Origin of the sequence: Streptomyces sp. QH1-20, assembly GCF_041283565.1 — a bacterium.
GTDB classification, from domain to species: Bacteria; Actinomycetota; Actinomycetes; order Streptomycetales; family Streptomycetaceae; genus Streptomyces; species Streptomyces syringius.
On the sequence record NZ_CP166299.1, the window covers coordinates 800,723 to 818,087 of the forward strand.

Below are 17,365 nucleotides of genomic sequence, written 5' to 3' on the forward strand. Positions count from 1 at the left end.
GCAGGAGGCACGATCGTGGGCAAGAAGCAGACGCGTCAGAACCGCGGCGCCCGCACGGGCGGCCACGACCACGGCGCCACCACGGACACCAAGAAGCAGGAAAAGACATCGGCGGCCCAGGAGACGGGACGTCCGACTCCGGAACAGGTCGCGCACAAGCAGCCGCGGAAGTTCGGCCACAACTGATCCTGCGGATCGCGCACGACCCGTCGACGACGGCGCGGGGCGCTTCCCCTCAGCCCGCGCCGTCCGCGTCCTTGGAGAGGGGGACCTGTCCGGTGTTGGCGACGTGCCGCGCCGCGACCCAGACCGCCTGGTCCCTCAGCAGGTACCAGATGCTGTTGCCGTCGATGTCCTGGGCGTGGACCTTGCTCCGCAGGCCGACCTGGGCGTCCTTGTTGAGTGTTCCGAGGATGGCGGAATCGGTGCTGGGATATCTGCGCAGGTTGATCCCGATGGAGCTGACGACGGTGCCGAAAGGCTGCTGCGGCGCCATTTCTTCCTCCAGGTGATAGCCGTGCCGCGAAAACCTCGCCCAAGGGTGCGGGCGAGGTGATCGCAGACTAAATCGCCCGGTCACGGAAGAGCCGGAGGCTTGCGGCGCAGGCCCGAACGGCTAGGCCGTTAGCGGCACCGCGCCGGAGGGGAGCGCCCGGCAGGCTCCAGCCGGACGCAGCGCGCTCAGCGGTCCTCGACCGTCAGGTGGTACGTGGTGTCCACCCAGAAACCACCGGTGGTGCTCGCGTTGATCTCCAGCACGTACTGGCCCGGCACCAGGGGAGCGAGGCCCGCCCACAGGCCCCAGGCGACCCGGCGGCGTCCCTCGGCCCGGAACGGGCGGGACGTGAACTCCTCGAGCGGCAACGCGGTGCCGTTGAGGTGGGCCGTCGCCTCGGCCACCCCCATCAGCATGGGCTTTCTCGAGTGCCACGGGACGGGGTGCTGGGTGTTGAAGACGGGGAAGAAGACCGGCCGGTTCGCCGGTATCGAGCAGCGCCGCTCCACCCGGCCGCCATAGGTACCGGCGAGGAACCAGAGATCGTCGGGCTGCTGCCAGTCGGCGAACTCCCCGGTCTTGTCCCGCACCGGATCGTGGTCGTCCGGCGCCGAGAGGGCCCACTGCCACCAGCGTGCCGCCAGGGCGCCGCCCTCCTTCGCGCTCAGCTTCCAGGAGCTGCCTGCCGGCACTGCCTCGCCCATGTCCTCCGCCTCTTTCCGAGCAAGCCCCTCACCAGGGCTTTTCAGTGAATGAGCGGACCTTACACGCCACCTGCCCGAGGCCTTCACACCACTCGGTCGATGCGACCCGCCCCGGGGGAAGCACCGAGGTCAGCGGCAGCGCTGCCCGGTGATCACGGCAGGGTGAGGATCCGGGGGCCGTCCTCGGTGATGGCGACCGTGTGCTCGATGTGCGCGGCCCGCGTGCCGTCGGTCGTGCGGAGCGTCCAGCCGTCGGGGGCCGTGCGGTAGTCGTTGCGGCCGCCCGCCATGAGCATCGGCTCGATGGCCAGGACGAGGCCGTGGCGGAGCGGATAACCGCGGCGCGGGCGGCCGTGGTTGGGGACGGAGGGGTCCTCGTGCATCCGGCGCCCGATGCCGTGGCCGCCGAAGTCGGAGGGCATGCCGCAGCGGGCCGCGCGGGCGACGGTGCTGATGGCATGGGAGATGTCACCGATGCGGTTGCCGACGACGGCTGCCTTTATGCCGGCTTCGAGGGCTCGCCGCGTGGCGTCGATCAGGGCCACGTCGGCAGGGGCGGGGGTGCCGACGGTGAAGCTGACGGCCGCGTCGCCCGTCCAGCCGTCGAGTTCCGCGCCGCAGTCGATGCTGACGAGGTCGCCGTCGCGCAGCCGGTAGTCGTCGGGGATGCCGTGGACGACGGCGTCGTTGACGGAGGCGCAGATCACCGCGGGAAACGGGGTGGGCGCGAAGGACGGGTGGTAGCCGAGGAAGGGGGAGCGTGCCCCGGCCTCGTCGAGCACGGTGCGGGCGGCCTCGTCCAGCTCCCGCAGGCTCACCCCCACGGCCGCCGCGCCCTGAGCCGCGGCGAGCGCGTGGGCCACGACGCGTCCCGCCTCACGCATGGCCTCCAGTGCCGCATCCGTCTTGATCTCCACCATGTTCCGACTCCCCACCTCGTCCGGCGGGGCCGGGCATGCCCGGCCCCGCCGTCAACCAATTCTTATACCGGTATTAGTATCACGGTCATGGTGAGAACCCCTCTGACCCCCTGGGAGCGGCAGCGCGGCGAGCGGCTGGGCGCGCTGCTGCGCCGGGCCCGCGGCGAGCGCAGCATGGTCGCGGTGGCGGCGGCCGCCGGTCTGTCCGCCGAGACCTTGCGCAAGATCGAGACCGGCCGGGCGCCGACTCCCGCCTTCTTCACCGTGGCGGCCCTGGCGGGCACCTTGGGCCTGTCCCTGGACGAACTGGCCGACGTCTGCGGGGAAGTCGCGGACGACGGACACGAGCCGATGTCCGCCTGACCGTGCTCCCCGGCCCCCGGCCTCCATAAGGCGAAGCGCCCGACTTCCCGATTGCTAGCATCGGCGGTTATGGAGCTTCGCCAGCTGGAGTACTTCGTCAGGGTCGTGGAGGAAGCGAGCTTCACGAAGGCCGCCGCCGCACTGCACGTCGCCCAGCCCGGCATCAGCGCCCAGATCCGCAAGCTCGAACGGGAGCTCGGCCAGGACCTGTTGGACCGGTCGGGGCGGACCGTGCGGCCCACCGAGGCCGGTGAGGCGGTCCTGCCGTACGCGCGGGCCGCGCTCGGCGCGGTCAGCGGCGCCCGGCAGGCCGTCGAGGAACTCACCGGGCTGCTGCGCGGGCAGGTCACCCTCGGTACGGTCACCTCGCTCGGACCGTCCATCGATCTGCCCGCACTGCTGGCCGGTTTCCATCACGACCATCCGGCCGTGGAGATCGGCCTGACCGCGGACACCTCCGACCGGCTGCTGGAAGCGGTGGCGGGCGGGCGGATCGACCTGGCGGTCGTCGGACTGGCGGGCGAGCCGCCGCCCGGGGTCGGCGTCCAGATCGTCGTGGACGAGGCACTCGTCGTGGCCGTGAGCCATGACGACCCGCTGGCGGCCCGGACCACCATGGCACTCGGCGGCCTCGCCGACCGGCCGATCATGAGCCTGCCGCGCGGCACAGGCCTGCGCGCCTCCGTGGAGAACGCCTGCGCCGCGGCGGGATTCCGGCCGCACGTCGCCTTCGAGGCCGGTGACCCCAACATGCTCGCCCAGCTCGCCGCGCGCGGTCTGGGCGTGGCCGTCGTGCCCGAGTCCGTCGCCCGGGCCCACGCGGCCCAGCTGCACACGGTCGGTTTCCGCCCGGCGCTGCGCGGGGTTCTCGCGCTGGCCTGGCGGACCGAGGGTCCGGTCGGCCCGGCCGCCCGCGCCGTCGTCCGCCACGCCCGGGCCCACCTGGCGGAGCCCGCCACCGACCACTGAGAGGCCCGGGGGACGGAGGGGACGGCGTCAGCGTCCGGACCCCTGCCCCGGCTCCCGGTCCTCCGCCTCCCCCTCCAAGTCCCCGTCGAAGTCACCCTCGACATCGGCTTCGACATCGTCATCGCGGCCCGGCAGCGGTGGCAGCCGCAGATCGCCGGGCACCGGGCCGTCGTCCAGCGCGCGGGCGTAGCGGTGACTGCGCACATTCAGGTGCAGCCGCCGGGCCTGCTTGCTCAAGCGCCGCCGCTCGCGCCGGGCCCCCTCGCTCTCCCCCTCACCGTCCTCGCCGTCCTCGTCGGCGAGGTCCTCGAAGCGCCGGCGCGCCTCCCAGAAGGCGCGCTCCTGGGCCGCCACCTGCTCGCCAGGAGATCCGGAGGTTTCCGGCCCCCACGGCCGGATCGTGTCGTCGTCGTCCCGCTCTGCCGCCATGCCGTCCATCATGGGCCAAATCCCTCCTTGTGCACGTGTATTGACCAGCTTTCAGGTACAGACCTAGGGTGCTCTGTGGTAGGGGGCCCATGACGTCATCTTCATCGCCTTCGTCATCACCCGACCGACCCGGCCTGTCCATTCGGCCCGGGCCGGCCCATCTCGTCTTCCGCACCACCCGCACCCGCCGCCCCCGCCCTGCTCCTGCACGTCGCGCCGCTCGCGGTCTCCGCGGCGGCGGCCTCGAAGCCCGGACCGGCACAACGGCCCCACGGGGCCGGTCGGTCCGTTGTTGTCCGACACGTCGAGCGCTGGAGGTAGGAAATATGAACGAGTCACTCAACTCCCCCGATAACAAAGTAGACGACGGCATCGGCCAGGAAGAGCTGCTCGGCTTCGAGGAGATCGAGAACCCCGAGGCCGACGTGGTCAGCATGGGCGACGCCAGCTACACCAAGATGCTCGGCCGGATCTGGTCCTGATCACTCGGGGCACGGCGCGGCGGCGTGCTCCGCATGCCGCCGCGCCCGTATGAGAAGGGGCGCGATGGTGCTGCGCAGCGAACTTCCCGTGCTCGACGAATGCGGACATGTGTATGTGGCCGGTGGCGGCCCGGCGGGCGAGTGCCTCCGGCTGAACGCCTCGGCCTCGCGGCTGTGGCGGGGCGCGGTCGGCTCCCTGGACGAGGCCGCGGTGGCCGGCTTGCCCGAGCCGTCCCGGCAGTTCCTGGAGAATCTGCTGGCCCGGGGCGTGCTCACCTGGCGGGACCGATGACGGCGACCGGTCCGCAGCCGTCGGGAATCGCTCTGGTCAACCCCTCCGTGGGGTACTCGGACCGCCGGAAGTCCAAGCCGATCGGCCTGGCCTACATCGGCGCCTATCTCCGGCACAACGGCTTCGAGGCGTCCGGGTTCGACTTCGGGGACAGCCCCGAGGCGCCCGGGGACCTCTCCGCCCGCCACGGCCTCGACCGGTTCGCCATGGTCGGGTTCTCCGTCTACAACGAGTCGCTGGACGCCACCCTGGAGCACGCCGCGTGGATCAAGCGGCGCAATCCCACGGCGCGCATCGTGCTCGGCGGACCGCACGCGACGGCCGTGCACACCGAGATCATGCGGGACTGCCCCGACATCGACGTCGTGGTCCGTCGCGAGGGCGAGAAGCCCATGCTCGATCTGGCCCGCCGCGGCCAGGACCCCTGGCTGGACATCCCCGGCACCACCGTGCGATTGCCGTCCGGTGAGGTCCGCGTCAACATCGACTCCCCCTTCCTCGACGACCTCGACGCACTGCCGTTTCCCGACTTCCCGTTCGTCTCCGACTCCGGATATCCGCCGCTGACCTATTTCGACTCCGCGCGGGGCACGTTGCTGCCCGCGCTCGCGGTCAATTCCAGCCGCAGCTGCCCGTACAACTGTTCCTTCTGCGGTGTGCTGACCATCGGGCGCAAGTACCGGATGCGGTCGGGCGAGTCGGTGGTCGCGGAGATGGCCCATTTCCGGGCCGCCGACGGGCTGGACTACAAGCACGTCTACTTCAGCGACGCGAACTTCTACGTCTATCCCAAGCGGGCGCTGCTGATCGTGCAGGCCCTGCACGCCTACGACCCCGAGATCACCTTCAGCTTCGGTACCCGCGTCAATCAGCTGATCAAGCACCGGAGCTTCATCCCGGATCTCAAGGAGTGCGGGCTGCGCTTCGTCGAGCTGGGCATCGAGAGCGCCTCGCCGCAGGTGCTCAAACGGCTCGCCAAGGGCGTGGAGCCCGCGGACAACCTCGGCGCGGTCAGGCTTCTGGAGCGGCACGGGCTGGGGGTGTCCCTGGACTTCATCATGATCGACCCGGAGACCACGATCGAGGACCTGCGCGCCAATCAGGCGTTCCTGCGTGCGGGCGGCTTCTACGACTACGTACCGCACGAGCATCTGTACACCCACCTCGTGCTCTACGCGGGCACCCCCATCCGGGAGTACTACGAGGAGCGCCGGGGCACGACTTTCGGGATGTCGGAACTGCCGCCCATCGACACCCTGATCGAGGACGCGGCCACGGCCCGGGCGCACGCGGCCCTCGTGTGGTTCCGCGCCGCCTACCAGCCCGCCGTCGATCTCGTGCTCGCCGAGGCGGAGGCGCTGCTCCAGTCCCGGGCGCGCCATCGCGAGCGGCATCCGGTGACACCGGACGAACTCGCCCTGCAGCTCGATGTCGTGGCCGCGCGGCACGCCCCCAACCTCTTCTTCGACAACGTCCTCGACGACTGCGAACGCCGGGGCGGCGGCCCTGCGCCCGACGCCCCCGGCACGCCTGAGGAGTTCGCCGCGCTGCTGCCCCGGCCGGGCACCGGTTCGCCCGGACTCGACGGTCTGCTGCTGCGCGCGGCGGCCCGTATCGACGCCCTCGCCTCCCGAGGGACGGGCGAGGTCATGCGCCGCACCCGGGCGTTGCTGCGCACCGCACCCCCTGTCGCCACCGTGAATGGAGTAGCCGCCGATGGCTCCTGAAACCCTTGTCGCCGGTGTGAACCAGCCCCTGCCCGCGCGTACCGGCCGGCCGGTGCTGGGGCTGAGTACGGACTCCATGACCGAGCGGGATCTGGCGGCGGAGGCGGTGCGCCGCACCCGGCCGCCGGTGACGGCCTTCAGCGCCGCGGCCCTGTGCGGACAGGACGACCTGGTCGACGAGCTGGGCTCCTTCGCCAAGGCCAACGGTCTGTCCATCTATCTGCACGCCCTGGATCTCGACCTGGCCGGCATCGACCCGGTGGACCCCGGCATGGTCCGCCAGATCGCCGACTACGCGCGGGCGCTGGGCTCCCCGTGGATCACCACCGACTTCGCGATGTGGGTGCTGCGCGGGGAGAAACTGATCGAGAACATGCTCCCGGTGCCGCTCACCCGGGAGGCCGTCGACTGGGTGGCGGACCGGACGAAGCGGATCCAGGACATCGCCCAGCTGCCGATCGTCGGCGAGAACCCGCCCTACCCGGTGCTGGCCGGGGACCTGGACATCCTCACCCTGATGGCCGGCATCGCCGAACGGGCCGACTGCGGCCTGTGCATGGACATCGGGCACCTGTACATCCTGCGGCAGCAGCGCGGTGAGCCGATCGAGCGGCCCGAGGACGCCGACTTCCCCTGGGAGCGGGTGGTGGAGGCGCACATCTCCGGCATCACCTGCCGGGACTTCAACGCCTACCAGCTCGTACAGGACCAGCACCGATGGCCCGTCGACGACCCGGTGTGGCGCACCACGGAGCTGCTGATGCCGAGGATGACGCGACTCCAGGCCCTGATCGGGGAGTCGGAGGGCATGGGCATCGACGATCTGGTGGTCAAGCTGGAGCGGATGGACGACTGCCTGGAGGCGGTGTCGTGGTGACGACCGGGACGACGGGCCCGACGCCGGCCCCCCACCCGTATGTGACACAGGTGACCGAGCTGTGGCGCGGCTTCTACGGGCCCCCGCCCGTGGACGGGCCGCCCGACCCCGGCATGGCCGTGGACCGCTCGACCCGCAAGGCCATGGTGCTGGAGCGGTGCACGGGCGCCCTGCCGGCCACCACCCGTGTCTACTGCGGCCTGGTCCCGGATGCCATGGATGCCTATCTGGGCAGCGAGCACTGGCACGGGCGGCGGGCGCAGGAGGGATCCCTCTTCCCCGAGGCGGCCTCCACGGTCACCACGTTCGCGGCCTTCCTGGAGGAGGCGTGGCTGCCGACGGCCGACCCCTGGGCGCGGCAGATCGCGCGGTACGAGTGCGATGTGCTGTGGGGTGCCGCGGCCGGGCCCACGGCGGCGGCACTGCGGGCGGGGGTCCGGCTGCCGGAGGGCGCGTGGGTCGCCCGGTGCGTCTTCGACGTGCCCGAGTACGCGGTCCGGCTGCGCGAGGCCTGCGCCTCCTACCCCTGGCCGGACGCGGTGCGCCACACCCGCCCGCGGGCCCGCCCGTTCGCGACCCTCACCCTGCGCACGCCCACCGGGCTGCGCCGCACACATCTGCGGGACGCCACCTGCGAGGCGCTGCGCCCGCTGTGGGACGAGGAGGCGGGCCCGGTCGACACGGACGGCAGGGCCCTGACGGCCGCCCTGGGACGAGGACTGGTGGTGCCATGCGTACGGTGAGCGAGGCCGCCCCGCCCGGGGCGCGGCCCCTGGTGGGCTTCAGCTGGGACATGACCTCCGAGCACGAGCGGCTGGCGCCGTTCGCCGAGCGGCTGGCGGGCGACGACCGGGCGTTCATGGTGGGGCCCTACGCGCGGGACGCCGCGACCGTCGACGAGGCCGTGCGGTTCTGCGAACAGCACGGCCTCGTACCGCTGTTGCACACCCTCGACCTCGATCTGTGCGGTCTCGACCCCGTCGACGACGAGCTGGTGAAGCAGCTCGGGGACGCGGTGCGCAGGCTGGGTGTCTCCTGGGTGACCACGGATCTGGCGATGTGGACCAAGGACGGTGAGTCCTTGGTCGAGGCGCTGGTCCCGATGCCGTGGATCGAGGACTCCGTCGACTACGTGGTCCCCCGCGTCGAGCGGATGCAGGAGCTGCTGGGTGTGCGGGTCGCGGTCGAGAACTCCGCCTACGCCTATGTCGTGGGCGACGCCAATCCGTTCGCGCTCCAGTCGGAGATCGCCCGGCGGGCCGATGCCTTCATGGTCTACGACGTCGGTCATCATCTGATCGCCTCCGAGGTCAGCGGCATCGCCACCGACGCGCTGATGCCGGACGACTTCGCGTGGGACCGCGTCGTCGAAGGGCATGTGTCGGGGGTGACGGTGCTGGCCGCCGATGACGGGGTGACCGCGGACGACCAGCACGCCGCGCCGATCCGTGAGGAGCTGTGGCTGCTGGCGCGGCGTCACCTTCCGGCCGCGACGGCGCTGCGCGCCATGGTGGCCGAGTCGGAGGGCATCCGCGGGGAGGACCTGGTGGCCAAGGTCGGCCGGATGGCCGCCGAGGTGCGGATCTGGCGCGGGGAGGACCGATGACGGGAGTCGTTCCCCCGCGTACCGGGGGCGAGAGCGCGTACGAGCGGGCCGTGCGCGGCGTGTGGGCGGCCCTGTACGACACCGAGGACACCACCGCCGTGCCGCCCGAGGTGCGCAACGCGGCGGGCTTCCGGCTGGAGCGGGCCCGGCGGCTGGCGGCCGTGGCCACGGCGGTGACCGCGCGGCTGCCCACCGCCGGCTTCCTCTATTTCGCCGGGGAGGGCACCCCGGGCATCGGACGGTTCGTGGCGAGTGACGCCTGGCGGGCGCGCGAGCGGGAACCGGGCGAGGACTTCCCGCCGGGCCCGAGCACGGCCCGCGCCTTCGCGGAGTATCTGGAGAAGGGATGGCCCGAGGGCCGCCCCGGCTGGCAGTGGGAGCTGGCGTCGGCCGACACCGACCTGGCCTACCGCCCACCGGTGCCCTCACCCGCGGCCCGTCGGGCCGGGCTGTCGCCCGCCCCCGGCACCCGGCTGCGGATCAGCCCGTACGACACCGCCGACTTCGCCCGTCGGACGGCCCTGAAGAAGCAGCGGATGCCGTGGGACCTGGTCCTCGACACGGTGCGCCCGGTGGAGCGCCGCACCGCGATCCTGGTCCCGGGCACCGGGCCCGGCGCGGGGCGTCCGCTGGTCCTGCACGACGAGGAGGCGGCGGCGCTCGCCTGGCTCACCGAAACCCCGCGCGAGCACGCGCGCGTGCCGGCCGGGGAACCGGGTGAGGAGCTGCTGCGCCGGCTGGTCGAGGTGGGTGCCCTGGTGCGGGACGGGGGCACCGGGTGACGCAGGCCCCGGTGCGGGCGGCGGACGACGAGGCGGTGGTGGAGCGGGCGATCGAGCTGCTGCGCGCCGCCGATCTCGGCCTGCCCGGCCTGGACGAGAACGGCAGACGGCTCGCGGCGCTGCTGCGCTCCGTCGCGGGCGGCCCGGCACCCGCCGGGCCGCCGGACATCGCGCCCGCCCCGCAGGTCACGAACGCCACGGACGTTACTGACGTCACGGACGTTTCTGACGGACTGCCGTGCGTGGTGCGGGAGTGGGCGCGGGCCATGGGCGTCACGGAGGCGGCCTTCCGCGCGGACCGCAGGGCCTTCCTCCGTGGTGACCTGGCCGGTGTCGAGCTCTGCCCGCGCGCGCTGGTGCGGGCCGCCGTGCCCCGGCTGCGGGGCCTGGCCGCCCTGCCGGAGGACCACCGGCTGTCGCTCGTATGGACCCGGGACCGGCCCTCCGTCACCTTCCCCGTCCGGATCCCCGACCGGTCCGCGGTGGCGCTGCCCGACCGTCCGGCCCCCCTGTGCGCCCAGTACGTCCACCACGAACTGGGGCACGCCATGGAGCTGGCCTGGCGCTCCCCCGGCCTGCCACTGGCCGAGCGCTGGCGCCGCCCGCCCGTGATCGCGGAGTGGGGCGCCCTCGTCGTGGAGACCCTCGGTCTGTCCGTCGCCTGGCTGGTCTCGCTCGGCGTCCCGGCGGACACCGCGGAGCGGGTGGCGGCCCACTGCCGCTACGAGGACCGCTACACCCGGGCGCTGGCCGCTCTGATCCTGCGCTGCGCCGCCCGCCCCGAACGGCTGGAGGAGGAAGTGGCCCGGACCGCGGGCGACTTGATCGACCCGCGGCACGTGCGGGAGGAGACGGAGCGGGCCGGGTACTGGAGCGCGGTCTTCGAGGGACACGCCCTCGCCGACCGAACGGTGGCCGCTTTCACCGAGCGGTGGGGCGAGCGCTGGTGGGACGAGGCGGGCAGCTGGCGAGAGTTGCGCGAGCAGCTGACGGCTGGGCCCGCCGGGCCGTCGTCGAACGGTCCGGCGCGATGAGCGAGCCGGCCGGGCGGTCCCGGTTCCAGCCGGTCATCGACCGCACCCACTGCCCGTACGCCCGTGCCTCCACCTGGCCGGTCTCCGAGCCCGCCCGTGACGAGGCGCCCGTCGAGGACCACCTCGAGCGGGCCCTGCCGCGCTTCCGGCAGGCCCTGCGGCAGGTGACCGCGGGCGAGGCCGACGGATTCGTGCTGGACCTCCCGGCGCGGCTCGGGGCGGACGTGGCGACGCTGCGGGCGTCGTCGCTGACGGTACTGACGTGGTTCGCCGGCCGTTCGACGAGCCCGTCCCACGTCACCATGGCCGACCTGGAGGACCCCGCATGGTGGTTCCCCTTCGACGGCCACCGGCTGTTCACTGTTGCCTTCGGCCCGTGTTTCGGGCCGGACCACACCCGTTACGCGTTCGAGGCGGAGGGATTCTTCCTGTTGTTCCAACACGAGTCGGCGTTCTCCCGCAGACACCCAGGGGGCATTCCCATGCAGGTACGGGACCGGATCCGGCACGCCTTCGAGGAGGCGGGGCGGCCGTACCGCTATGACATGGGCGTCGTCCCCGTGCTGCGCCCCGGGGACGAGAAGCGGTGAAGGGCGGCCCGACGACGCCGGACGGCTCCGCGCGGCGCGCGACGGTACGGCTGTATCTGCTGCTGACCGGCCTCGACTTCTTCGGCGACATGTGTCTGACGGTCACGTCGGTGCTGCTGCTCGGCGAGCGCGGTCTGAGCAGCGGCACCATCATCTGGCTCATCGCCTCGGTATGGCTGCTGGAGGCGCTGCTGGAGGTGCCGACGGGGGTCTTCGCGGACGCCATCGGGCGCCGTGCCTCCGTCGTGGTGGGTTTCGCCGTGCGGGCGGTCGGCTACGGCATGCTGTTCTTCTCCGCCGACCCCGCGGTGGCGGTGGCCGGAACGCTGATCGCGGCCGTGGGCACGCCGTTCGCCTCGGGCAGCCTGGACGCCTGGGCCGTCGACCGGCTCCAGCGGGAGGACCCCTCGGCGAGCCTCGACGCGCTCTTCGCCCGGGGCCGGATGGCCGAGAACGCCGGCATCGTGACCGGCACCGTCGCCGGGGCCGCGGCCGGGCAGTTCCTGGGGCTGGCCGTGCCGCAACTGCTGGCCGGATCCGCCTGTCTGGCCGGGGCCGTGTGCACGACCGTGCTGCTGCGCGGGCGCGCACCGGTGGCGGACGGGGCCGGTGCCGGGGCGGACCGGGCGGGAGTGCGCCGCGAGCTGGCCGCCGCCTCGTTGGAGGCCCTGCGGGGCTGCCGCCGGGCGCTGGGCACCGACCGTGTTCTGACCGGCCTGCTGCTGTGCGCGGCCGCGCTGTGCCTCTTCCGGGGGCTGCCGGGCGTGCAGTGGACCGTCCACTTCGACGTGCTCACCGGTGGCTCGCTGATCGCCCTGGCCGCGGCCCGGTGCACCGGCGACCTGCTGCAGATCCCGCTGCTGGAGGTCGTCGCCCGGAAGGTGCGTCAGGACCCGGGGGCGCGGGCCCGGATCATCGTGCTGGCCGCCGTGGCCGCCGGGCTCTTCCTCGGCGGCTCGGCCCTCGCGTCCTCCGGCTGGGTCGGCGTGCCGCTGTACATCGGCTTCGTGATGGCGGGCGGTCTGTGCATGCCCGGCCTCAAGGCCGCTCTCAACGAGCGGGTGCCCGCCCGGTCGCGCGCCACCATGCTGTCCGCGGGCGGATTGTTCAACTCCCTGGCCACCGGACTCGGCCTCTATGTGATGGGCGGGCTCGGCGTCGGCCTCGCGGACGTCACCGGGGTGTGGACCACCGCGGCCGCCGGTACGACACTGTTCGGGGCAGCAGCCGCCTGGTTCTGTGTCCGGTCCCTGCGTACGCCGCCCGCGAGCGTGGCGGTCGATTCCCCCGTGGTGGGGGGAGCTTCCGAGGAGGCCGAGGAGGATGGTGCCCGTGTCCCCTGAGCCGGACCCCGAGCCACCGGCCGAGGAGTCCCTCCCGCCCGATCCCGGCGAGGTGCGGCGGGGCGAGTTGGTACGGCCCGCTCCCGTCGTCTTCCGCGACGGCGACAGTGACGACGTCGGTGGCGACGGCGGTACCGAGCTCGGCGCGGTCTTCCGCCCCTACCTGCGCGACTACATCGGTGACTCCATCGGACGCGCGGGCCCCTCGAACGCCATCTGCCCCTTCGTCCGGGGGGCGTTGCGGGCCGGCGTCATGCACTACGCGGAGCTGCGCGTGGCCGGGCACACGGCGCCGCGCGCGGTGGCCCGGGCGCTGGTCGGCTATCTGGCGTGGTTCGACCGGGCCTCCCAGCGGGAAACGCCGGAGCACCCGGGGCTGGTCGTGGCCTTCCCCGGCCCGCCCGCCCCGCTGCTGCCGGTGGTGGCCGCCGCGCACCGCGCGGTGCTGCCCGCGGTGTACGCGCGGGGGTGCACGGCGGCGCTCTTCCACGAGGACCCCGCCGAGCCCGACGATGCCCACCATCCCGAGCCCCGCTACTTCACCGCGCCCGCCCCCTTCTACGTGCTGCGCAGGATCATCCCCGCCGATCTCCAACTGTCCTTGCGGGTACGGCAGATGTTCCCGGCGTACCACCGCCTGCACGCGGCGGAGGCACGCCGTACGAGACTGCGGACGAAGGAAGCCGCCGAGCGGTGGAACCAGGCGTGCCGCGAGCACGGGCTGACCCCCTGAGCCGGCCCGTCCGGCCCGGGTGCCGGTGCCTTGTCCGTCTTGCCCACCGCACTGCAAAGCCCGCTCCACGGCATGGCGGCGATTCCTCGGCCGGCCCCGCGAAGTGATCGTTCCCAGCCGCAACGCAACCCCCGGATCGGGTGAGTCACCACGGCGGAGTGAATCGCACACCGCCCGGCGGGCACCCGGACCGACGGCTGCGGGGCGCTTGACGCCCGCTCGAAATTCAGCGCGAGAGAACGCTCTTCGGGGGCCGTTACCGCCCCCATCGGGCGTCGTTTTCCGATCACTCGTCCGATCCGGCGTCAACGAGGAGGCGCAGTGCAGTATCGGAAAGCCCGCCGTACGACCCCCGTCGCGGCCCATCCGCCAATCGAACACGAGAGGCCGCCACGACCGGCTGCGAGGCCGTGCCGCGCCGTCGAGGGGCGGCGGGCATGAGCGCCGTCGACCACTCGTGTCCGTCGGGTCTCGTGACGGTCCTGCTGCACCGCGACGACGGGCGCGTCCTGTTGTTGCGCCGCGCCGCCGGTACGGCCACGGGCGGCCGGCTCGCGCCGCCCGGCGGTGGGCTCACCTCCGAGGAGAGCGTGCTCGCCACCGCGTTGCGCACCGCCGACGACGCGGTGGGGGTCATCGTCTCCCCCGGGGACATGGAGTTCTGTCACCTCGTCCATCAGCACAGCCCGGACCACCGGGGGCGCTTCGGTTTCGTCTTCACCGCCCGGCGCTGGTCGGGCGAGCCCCGGATCCAGCAGCCCACGGCCTACTCCACGCTGGTGTGGGCGCAGCCGGTGCCGCCTCCGGCCGCCTGTGACGCGGAAGCCGCGGCGCTGCTGGCGCAGTTCACCTCCGGTGCGCTGCTGTCGGTCCCCGGCTGGGACGACGCGCCCGGCGGTACGGGATGAGACCGCGGGGCACCCGGCGGGCTACGCGCGGAACGGGCCCGTCACCTCGTAGGTGATGCCGCCCGAGGAGCTTCCCGTGGTTCCCCGCTGGCTGGAGAAGTACAGGCGTCTGCCGTCCGGCGAGAAGGCCGGCCCGGTGATCTCGGAGCCGGGCTGGCCGTCGATCCGCAGGAAGGGGGTGACGATGTCGTCCGGGGTGATGAGGCAGATGTCCATGCTGCCGCCGTCCTCGGCGACGAAGAGGTCGCCGGAGGACGTGCCGGTGACGTTGTCCACGCCGGTGAGCGGTGCGCTGCCGCTCACCAGCGAGTCGTCGTAGGCGAGTTCGATGGTTCCGGCCGCCGCGTTGTACTGCCAGACACGGTTGTCGCCCTTGGTGGTGAACCAGCAGGTGTCGTCGGCGTAGTAGCAGCCTTCGCCACCGTTGAAGCGCTTGGCCCCGGCGACCTGGTTGCGGGTGGCCGTGCGGGCGCCGGACGGGTCGGGGACGGCCCCCCAGGTGACGGGTCCCGAGGTCCCCGAGCCCATGGTGAGCACCTCGAGCTTCCCGGCCGAGAGGTCGCCCCAGGTGGTGGGGGTGAAGCGGTAGAAACAGCCGTCGGTGACGTCCTCGGTCAGATAGACCGCCTTGCGGACCGGGTCGGCGGCGGCCGCTTCGTGCTTGAAGCGGCCCATGGCCTCCCGCCGCACCGCCGCCTTCACGCCCCACGGGTCGGTCTCGTAGACGTAGCCGCGGTCGACCTCCTCGCAGGACAGCCAGGTGTTCCACGGCGTCCTGCCGCCCGCGCAGTTCTGGCGGGTGCCGGAGAGCACGCGGTACGCCGCGACGACGGACCCGGCGGCATCGAAGCGCAGCGCGCTCGCCCCTCCGGAGGGGTTGATCTCCGAGTTGGAGACGTAGATCCAGCCCGCGCCGTCGGCGTAACAGGCCCCGCCGTCCGGGGCGTTGTGCCAGGTGTAGGAGGTGCCGGGGACCCGCTGTCCGGACCGGGCGACGACCCGGGCGGTGAAGCCCTTCGGCAGCCGGAGGCCGTTGCCGTCGGCGGCGCCGAGCGGTCCGTAGGGGCCGGCGCCCGGCTGGGCCGGGCTCGCGTAGGCGGCGCTCCACAGTGAGCCGCCGAGCGCGGCGGCCGAGGTGCCGACGACGGCCGCGCGCAGGAAGGTGCGACGTTCCACGGTCACTCCAGGGGAGTTGGGGGGTGCCTCGTCACCGACCGGCGGCGAGGCCTGGTCTCCCGGACCATAAAAGCGCAGAGTTGACAGTACATCAACAAAAGGTGAATCCGGAGTGATCCCCTTCCGGGCCGATCCGCGACGTCGCCCGGAGTACCCGCGATAATCCGCCCGTTGGACAAGGTGATCAATTGCCTCGGCACACGGGAATCCCCCTGCTCCGGATCCCGCGTACCCGGAGCAGGGGGATGAACACCAAAGGCTCTGGGCCGTCAGTGCCCGTCGTGCGCGCTGTTCCCGGAACCGTTGCCCGACAGGATCGGGATCTCGTCCAGGATGTGCGACAGCTGGTCGTCCCCGTCGCTGATCGTGGAGTTGTCGGTGCACTGCTGCTGCTGCTGCGAGGTGAGGATCGGGATGTCCTGGATACCGATGTTGAGCAGCGCGATGAGGGACTGGACACCGATCTTGCCGATACCCAGGCACGGCTTGTTGAGCGTGCCCTGGATCAGGCTCATCTGCGGGCTTTGCTCGCCGCCGGTCTTGGTGTTGCCGTAACCGGTCTTCGCGGCGTTGCCATTGGCGACGTCACCGTTGTCGTTGCCGATCGCCATCGCGGGAGCGGTGATGGCGCCGACCGCGGAAACCGTCATCGCGGTCGTGGCGAGTACCTTCTTGAGCACGTCCATGCCTTTCGATCGATTAGCGCCCCTCACAAGGAAGCGACCTGAGTAACTCCGGTCGATTTAAGAAGTTCCGGACATTCACTCATTTGAGCCAGCCGGATCATGAGCGGCGCCATCGAAAGGCAGGCGGCAAACGGCCACCGACCCGCCCGGGAGAGCGGGCAGGTAATTGCGCACGCACGCGTGGCGCACTTCCGGGGCGACCAATGGGGTGACGGCACCCGGGTGTTTCGGATTCGGCTGGTAGCGTGCTGCGCGCAGCGGTGCCTCCGCAGCCGTCAGCCCGCCCGGACTGTGCCCCCACAAGAGCGTCCGGGCGGGCTTTTGAACAGCCTCAAGGGCTACTTGACGCGGCCGTACCAGACACTGTTCGTCCAGATCTTCTCCAGCCGCACGGACTTGCCCGGCTTCGGAGAGTGCCAGATCTGATTCTTCCCGGCGTAGATCCCCACGTGGTAGACGTTGCTGCCCGAGTGGAAGAACACCAGGTCGCCCGGCTGACGCGAGCCGGCCGAAAGATGCCTGGTCTTGTTGTACTGCGAAGCCGCGGTGCGCGGCAGTGCCTTGCCCGCCTTCTTGAAGGCGTACAGCGTCAGGCCCGAGCAGTCGAAACGGTTCGGACCGGTGGCGCCGTACTGATACGGCGACCCCTTCTTCGAGGCCGCGATCTGCAGCGCCTTCGTTCCCGGAGTCGCCGCCTGTGCGTCGGTTGCCAGTGTCGGGATCAGCATCGACGCGGTGACGGTGGCTGCGGTCAGAACCGATGCGGTTCCGGCCCGGGAAAGCAGTGCAGGTATGCCAGGGAACGCAGACATGCCAAAGCCCTTCGTCATCCGCCTACGAAAGGTGACCTGTCGGGTTCGGGCTGACAAAGTTGCCCGGCCACATACGTGGCTTCACCCCAAGAACCACTGCCATCGTGGTTCGTCGTGCTTGGGTCTCCCGCTCCTGCCGATCCTTGATCTGTATCTGCACCCGGACGGCGGCAGGACTCGGCGTCCGCCCGGGTCGCCCGCCTCTGTGACGGGTTCTTGTGTTCGAGCAGAGATCCTGCATCATCAACAGCTGAAAATCAGAGCCCAAACGGCCTTCTGTGAACTTGTTCACTTCGCGTCGCCCCAAGGAACCGGGGGCTGATTTCACCCCGCCCGAACCCCTGTCAACAGCCCCCGTACAGCGGAAATCGGCGTCGATCGACGCCTGAAAGCGGCTGGATATCAAGGGAGTTACCGGCGGTCGCGGCCGATACCC

22 protein-coding genes and 1 riboswitch are annotated in these 17,365 nt (G+C 71.9%); of the genes, 15 read left to right on the top strand and 7 right to left on the bottom strand.

Annotation, left to right across the window (positions count from 1 at the left end; all coding sequences use genetic code 11):
* Positions 1 to 15: 15 nt before the first annotated feature.
* Positions 16 to 186, top strand: a complete 171-nt coding sequence (locus AB8O64_RS03750; RefSeq protein ID WP_356456474.1) for a hypothetical protein — start codon at positions 16 to 18, stop codon at positions 184 to 186.
* A 49-nt stretch (positions 187 to 235) separates the two neighbouring features.
* Here the strand turns inward: AB8O64_RS03750 and AB8O64_RS03755 are convergent, their stop codons facing one another.
* From AB8O64_RS03755 to map, 3 genes are all read right to left on the bottom strand, one after another.
* Positions 236 to 496, bottom strand: coding sequence for an SH3 domain-containing protein (locus AB8O64_RS03755; RefSeq protein WP_365375467.1), 261 nt, complete (start codon positions 494 to 496; stop codon positions 236 to 238).
* 185 nt (positions 497 to 681) lie between these two features.
* Entirely contained in the window at positions 682 to 1,200 is a 519-nt protein-coding gene (locus AB8O64_RS03760; RefSeq protein ID WP_356456470.1) for a hypothetical protein, read from the bottom strand.
* A gap of 152 nt (positions 1,201 to 1,352) precedes the next feature.
* Positions 1,353 to 2,120 carry a type I methionyl aminopeptidase gene (gene map / locus AB8O64_RS03765; RefSeq protein WP_370417840.1) on the bottom strand — a complete coding sequence of 256 codons (768 nt, stop codon included), beginning with the start codon at positions 2,118 to 2,120 and terminating at the stop codon, positions 1,353 to 1,355.
* A gap of 87 nt (positions 2,121 to 2,207) precedes the next feature.
* On the opposite strand from map, the gene AB8O64_RS03770 reads away from it, so the two are divergent.
* Positions 2,208 to 2,483 carry a helix-turn-helix transcriptional regulator gene (locus tag AB8O64_RS03770; RefSeq protein ID WP_356456466.1) on the top strand — a complete coding sequence of 92 codons (276 nt, stop codon included), beginning with the start codon at positions 2,208 to 2,210 and terminating at the stop codon, positions 2,481 to 2,483.
* A 69-nt stretch (positions 2,484 to 2,552) separates the two neighbouring features.
* Positions 2,553 to 3,452 (top strand): LysR family transcriptional regulator, encoded by a 900-nt coding sequence (locus AB8O64_RS03775; protein WP_370417841.1) that lies wholly within the window; start codon positions 2,553 to 2,555, stop codon positions 3,450 to 3,452.
* A gap of 27 nt (positions 3,453 to 3,479) precedes the next feature.
* On the opposite strand, the gene AB8O64_RS03780 is transcribed toward AB8O64_RS03775, so the two are convergent.
* A complete protein-coding gene (locus AB8O64_RS03780) occupies positions 3,480 to 3,893 on the bottom strand; it encodes a hypothetical protein (RefSeq protein WP_370417842.1) in 414 nt (137 codons plus the stop codon).
* Between the two features lie 314 nt (positions 3,894 to 4,207).
* Here AB8O64_RS03780 and AB8O64_RS03785 point away from each other — a divergent pair, with 314 nt between their 5' ends.
* The 12 genes from AB8O64_RS03785 (at position 4,208) to AB8O64_RS03840 (ending at position 14,255) form a co-directional block, all read left to right on the top strand.
* The gene (locus tag AB8O64_RS03785; protein WP_165451648.1) at positions 4,208 to 4,363 is read left to right on the top strand and encodes a hypothetical protein; all 156 of its coding nucleotides are present in this window, start codon (positions 4,208 to 4,210) and stop codon (positions 4,361 to 4,363) included.
* A gap of 64 nt (positions 4,364 to 4,427) precedes the next feature.
* A complete protein-coding gene (locus AB8O64_RS03790; RefSeq protein WP_370417843.1) occupies positions 4,428 to 4,655 on the top strand; it encodes a hypothetical protein in 228 nt (75 codons plus the stop codon).
* A complete protein-coding gene (locus AB8O64_RS03795; RefSeq protein ID WP_370417844.1) occupies positions 4,652 to 6,382 on the top strand; it encodes a radical SAM protein in 1,731 nt (576 codons plus the stop codon). Before AB8O64_RS03790 ends, AB8O64_RS03795 begins: the two co-directional genes overlap by 4 nt.
* A complete protein-coding gene (locus AB8O64_RS03800; RefSeq protein WP_370417845.1) occupies positions 6,372 to 7,259 on the top strand; it encodes a DUF692 family multinuclear iron-containing protein in 888 nt (295 codons plus the stop codon). Before AB8O64_RS03795 ends, AB8O64_RS03800 begins: the two co-directional genes overlap by 11 nt.
* Positions 7,253 to 8,002 (top strand): hypothetical protein, encoded by a 750-nt coding sequence (locus AB8O64_RS03805; protein WP_370417846.1) that lies wholly within the window; start codon positions 7,253 to 7,255, stop codon positions 8,000 to 8,002. The genes AB8O64_RS03800 and AB8O64_RS03805 overlap by 7 nt, the downstream gene beginning before the upstream one ends.
* Complete coding sequence (locus AB8O64_RS03810; RefSeq protein ID WP_370417847.1) at positions 7,990 to 8,865, top strand: DUF692 family multinuclear iron-containing protein; 876 nt, start codon at positions 7,990 to 7,992, stop codon at positions 8,863 to 8,865. The genes AB8O64_RS03805 and AB8O64_RS03810 overlap by 13 nt, the downstream gene beginning before the upstream one ends.
* Positions 8,862 to 9,647, top strand: coding sequence for a hypothetical protein (locus AB8O64_RS03815; protein WP_370417848.1), 786 nt, complete (start codon positions 8,862 to 8,864; stop codon positions 9,645 to 9,647). Before AB8O64_RS03810 ends, AB8O64_RS03815 begins: the two co-directional genes overlap by 4 nt.
* A complete protein-coding gene (locus tag AB8O64_RS03820; RefSeq protein ID WP_370417849.1) occupies positions 9,644 to 10,681 on the top strand; it encodes a hypothetical protein in 1,038 nt (345 codons plus the stop codon). Before AB8O64_RS03815 ends, AB8O64_RS03820 begins: the two co-directional genes overlap by 4 nt.
* Positions 10,678 to 11,271 (top strand): hypothetical protein, encoded by a 594-nt coding sequence (locus AB8O64_RS03825; RefSeq protein ID WP_370417850.1) that lies wholly within the window; start codon positions 10,678 to 10,680, stop codon positions 11,269 to 11,271. The genes AB8O64_RS03820 and AB8O64_RS03825 overlap by 4 nt, the downstream gene beginning before the upstream one ends.
* A complete protein-coding gene (locus AB8O64_RS03830; RefSeq protein WP_370417851.1) occupies positions 11,268 to 12,614 on the top strand; it encodes an MFS transporter in 1,347 nt (448 codons plus the stop codon). Before AB8O64_RS03825 ends, AB8O64_RS03830 begins: the two co-directional genes overlap by 4 nt.
* Entirely contained in the window at positions 12,604 to 13,347 is a 744-nt protein-coding gene (locus AB8O64_RS03835; RefSeq protein WP_370417852.1) for a DUF6875 domain-containing protein, read from the top strand. The genes AB8O64_RS03830 and AB8O64_RS03835 overlap by 11 nt, the downstream gene beginning before the upstream one ends.
* A 437-nt stretch (positions 13,348 to 13,784) precedes the next feature.
* The gene (locus AB8O64_RS03840) at positions 13,785 to 14,255 is read left to right on the top strand and encodes an NUDIX domain-containing protein (protein WP_370417853.1); all 471 of its coding nucleotides are present in this window, start codon (positions 13,785 to 13,787) and stop codon (positions 14,253 to 14,255) included.
* A gap of 21 nt (positions 14,256 to 14,276) precedes the next feature.
* Here AB8O64_RS03840 and AB8O64_RS03845 read toward each other — a convergent pair whose 3' ends face one another.
* From AB8O64_RS03845 to AB8O64_RS03855, 3 genes are all read right to left on the bottom strand, one after another.
* On the bottom strand, positions 14,277 to 15,431 hold the full coding sequence (locus AB8O64_RS03845) for an alkaline phosphatase PhoX (RefSeq protein WP_370417854.1): 1,155 nt from the start codon (positions 15,429 to 15,431) through the stop codon (positions 14,277 to 14,279).
* Between the two features lie 269 nt (positions 15,432 to 15,700).
* Positions 15,701 to 16,111, bottom strand: coding sequence for a rodlin (locus tag AB8O64_RS03850; RefSeq protein WP_370423781.1), 411 nt, complete (start codon positions 16,109 to 16,111; stop codon positions 15,701 to 15,703).
* Positions 16,112 to 16,455: 344 nt separating this feature from the next.
* Positions 16,456 to 16,929 carry a C40 family peptidase gene (locus AB8O64_RS03855; RefSeq protein WP_130880869.1) on the bottom strand — a complete coding sequence of 158 codons (474 nt, stop codon included), beginning with the start codon at positions 16,927 to 16,929 and terminating at the stop codon, positions 16,456 to 16,458.
* 3 nt (positions 16,930 to 16,932) lie between these two features.
* Positions 16,933 to 17,109, bottom strand: a riboswitch (cyclic di-AMP (ydaO/yuaA leader).
* Positions 17,110 to 17,365: the final 256 nt, after the last annotated feature.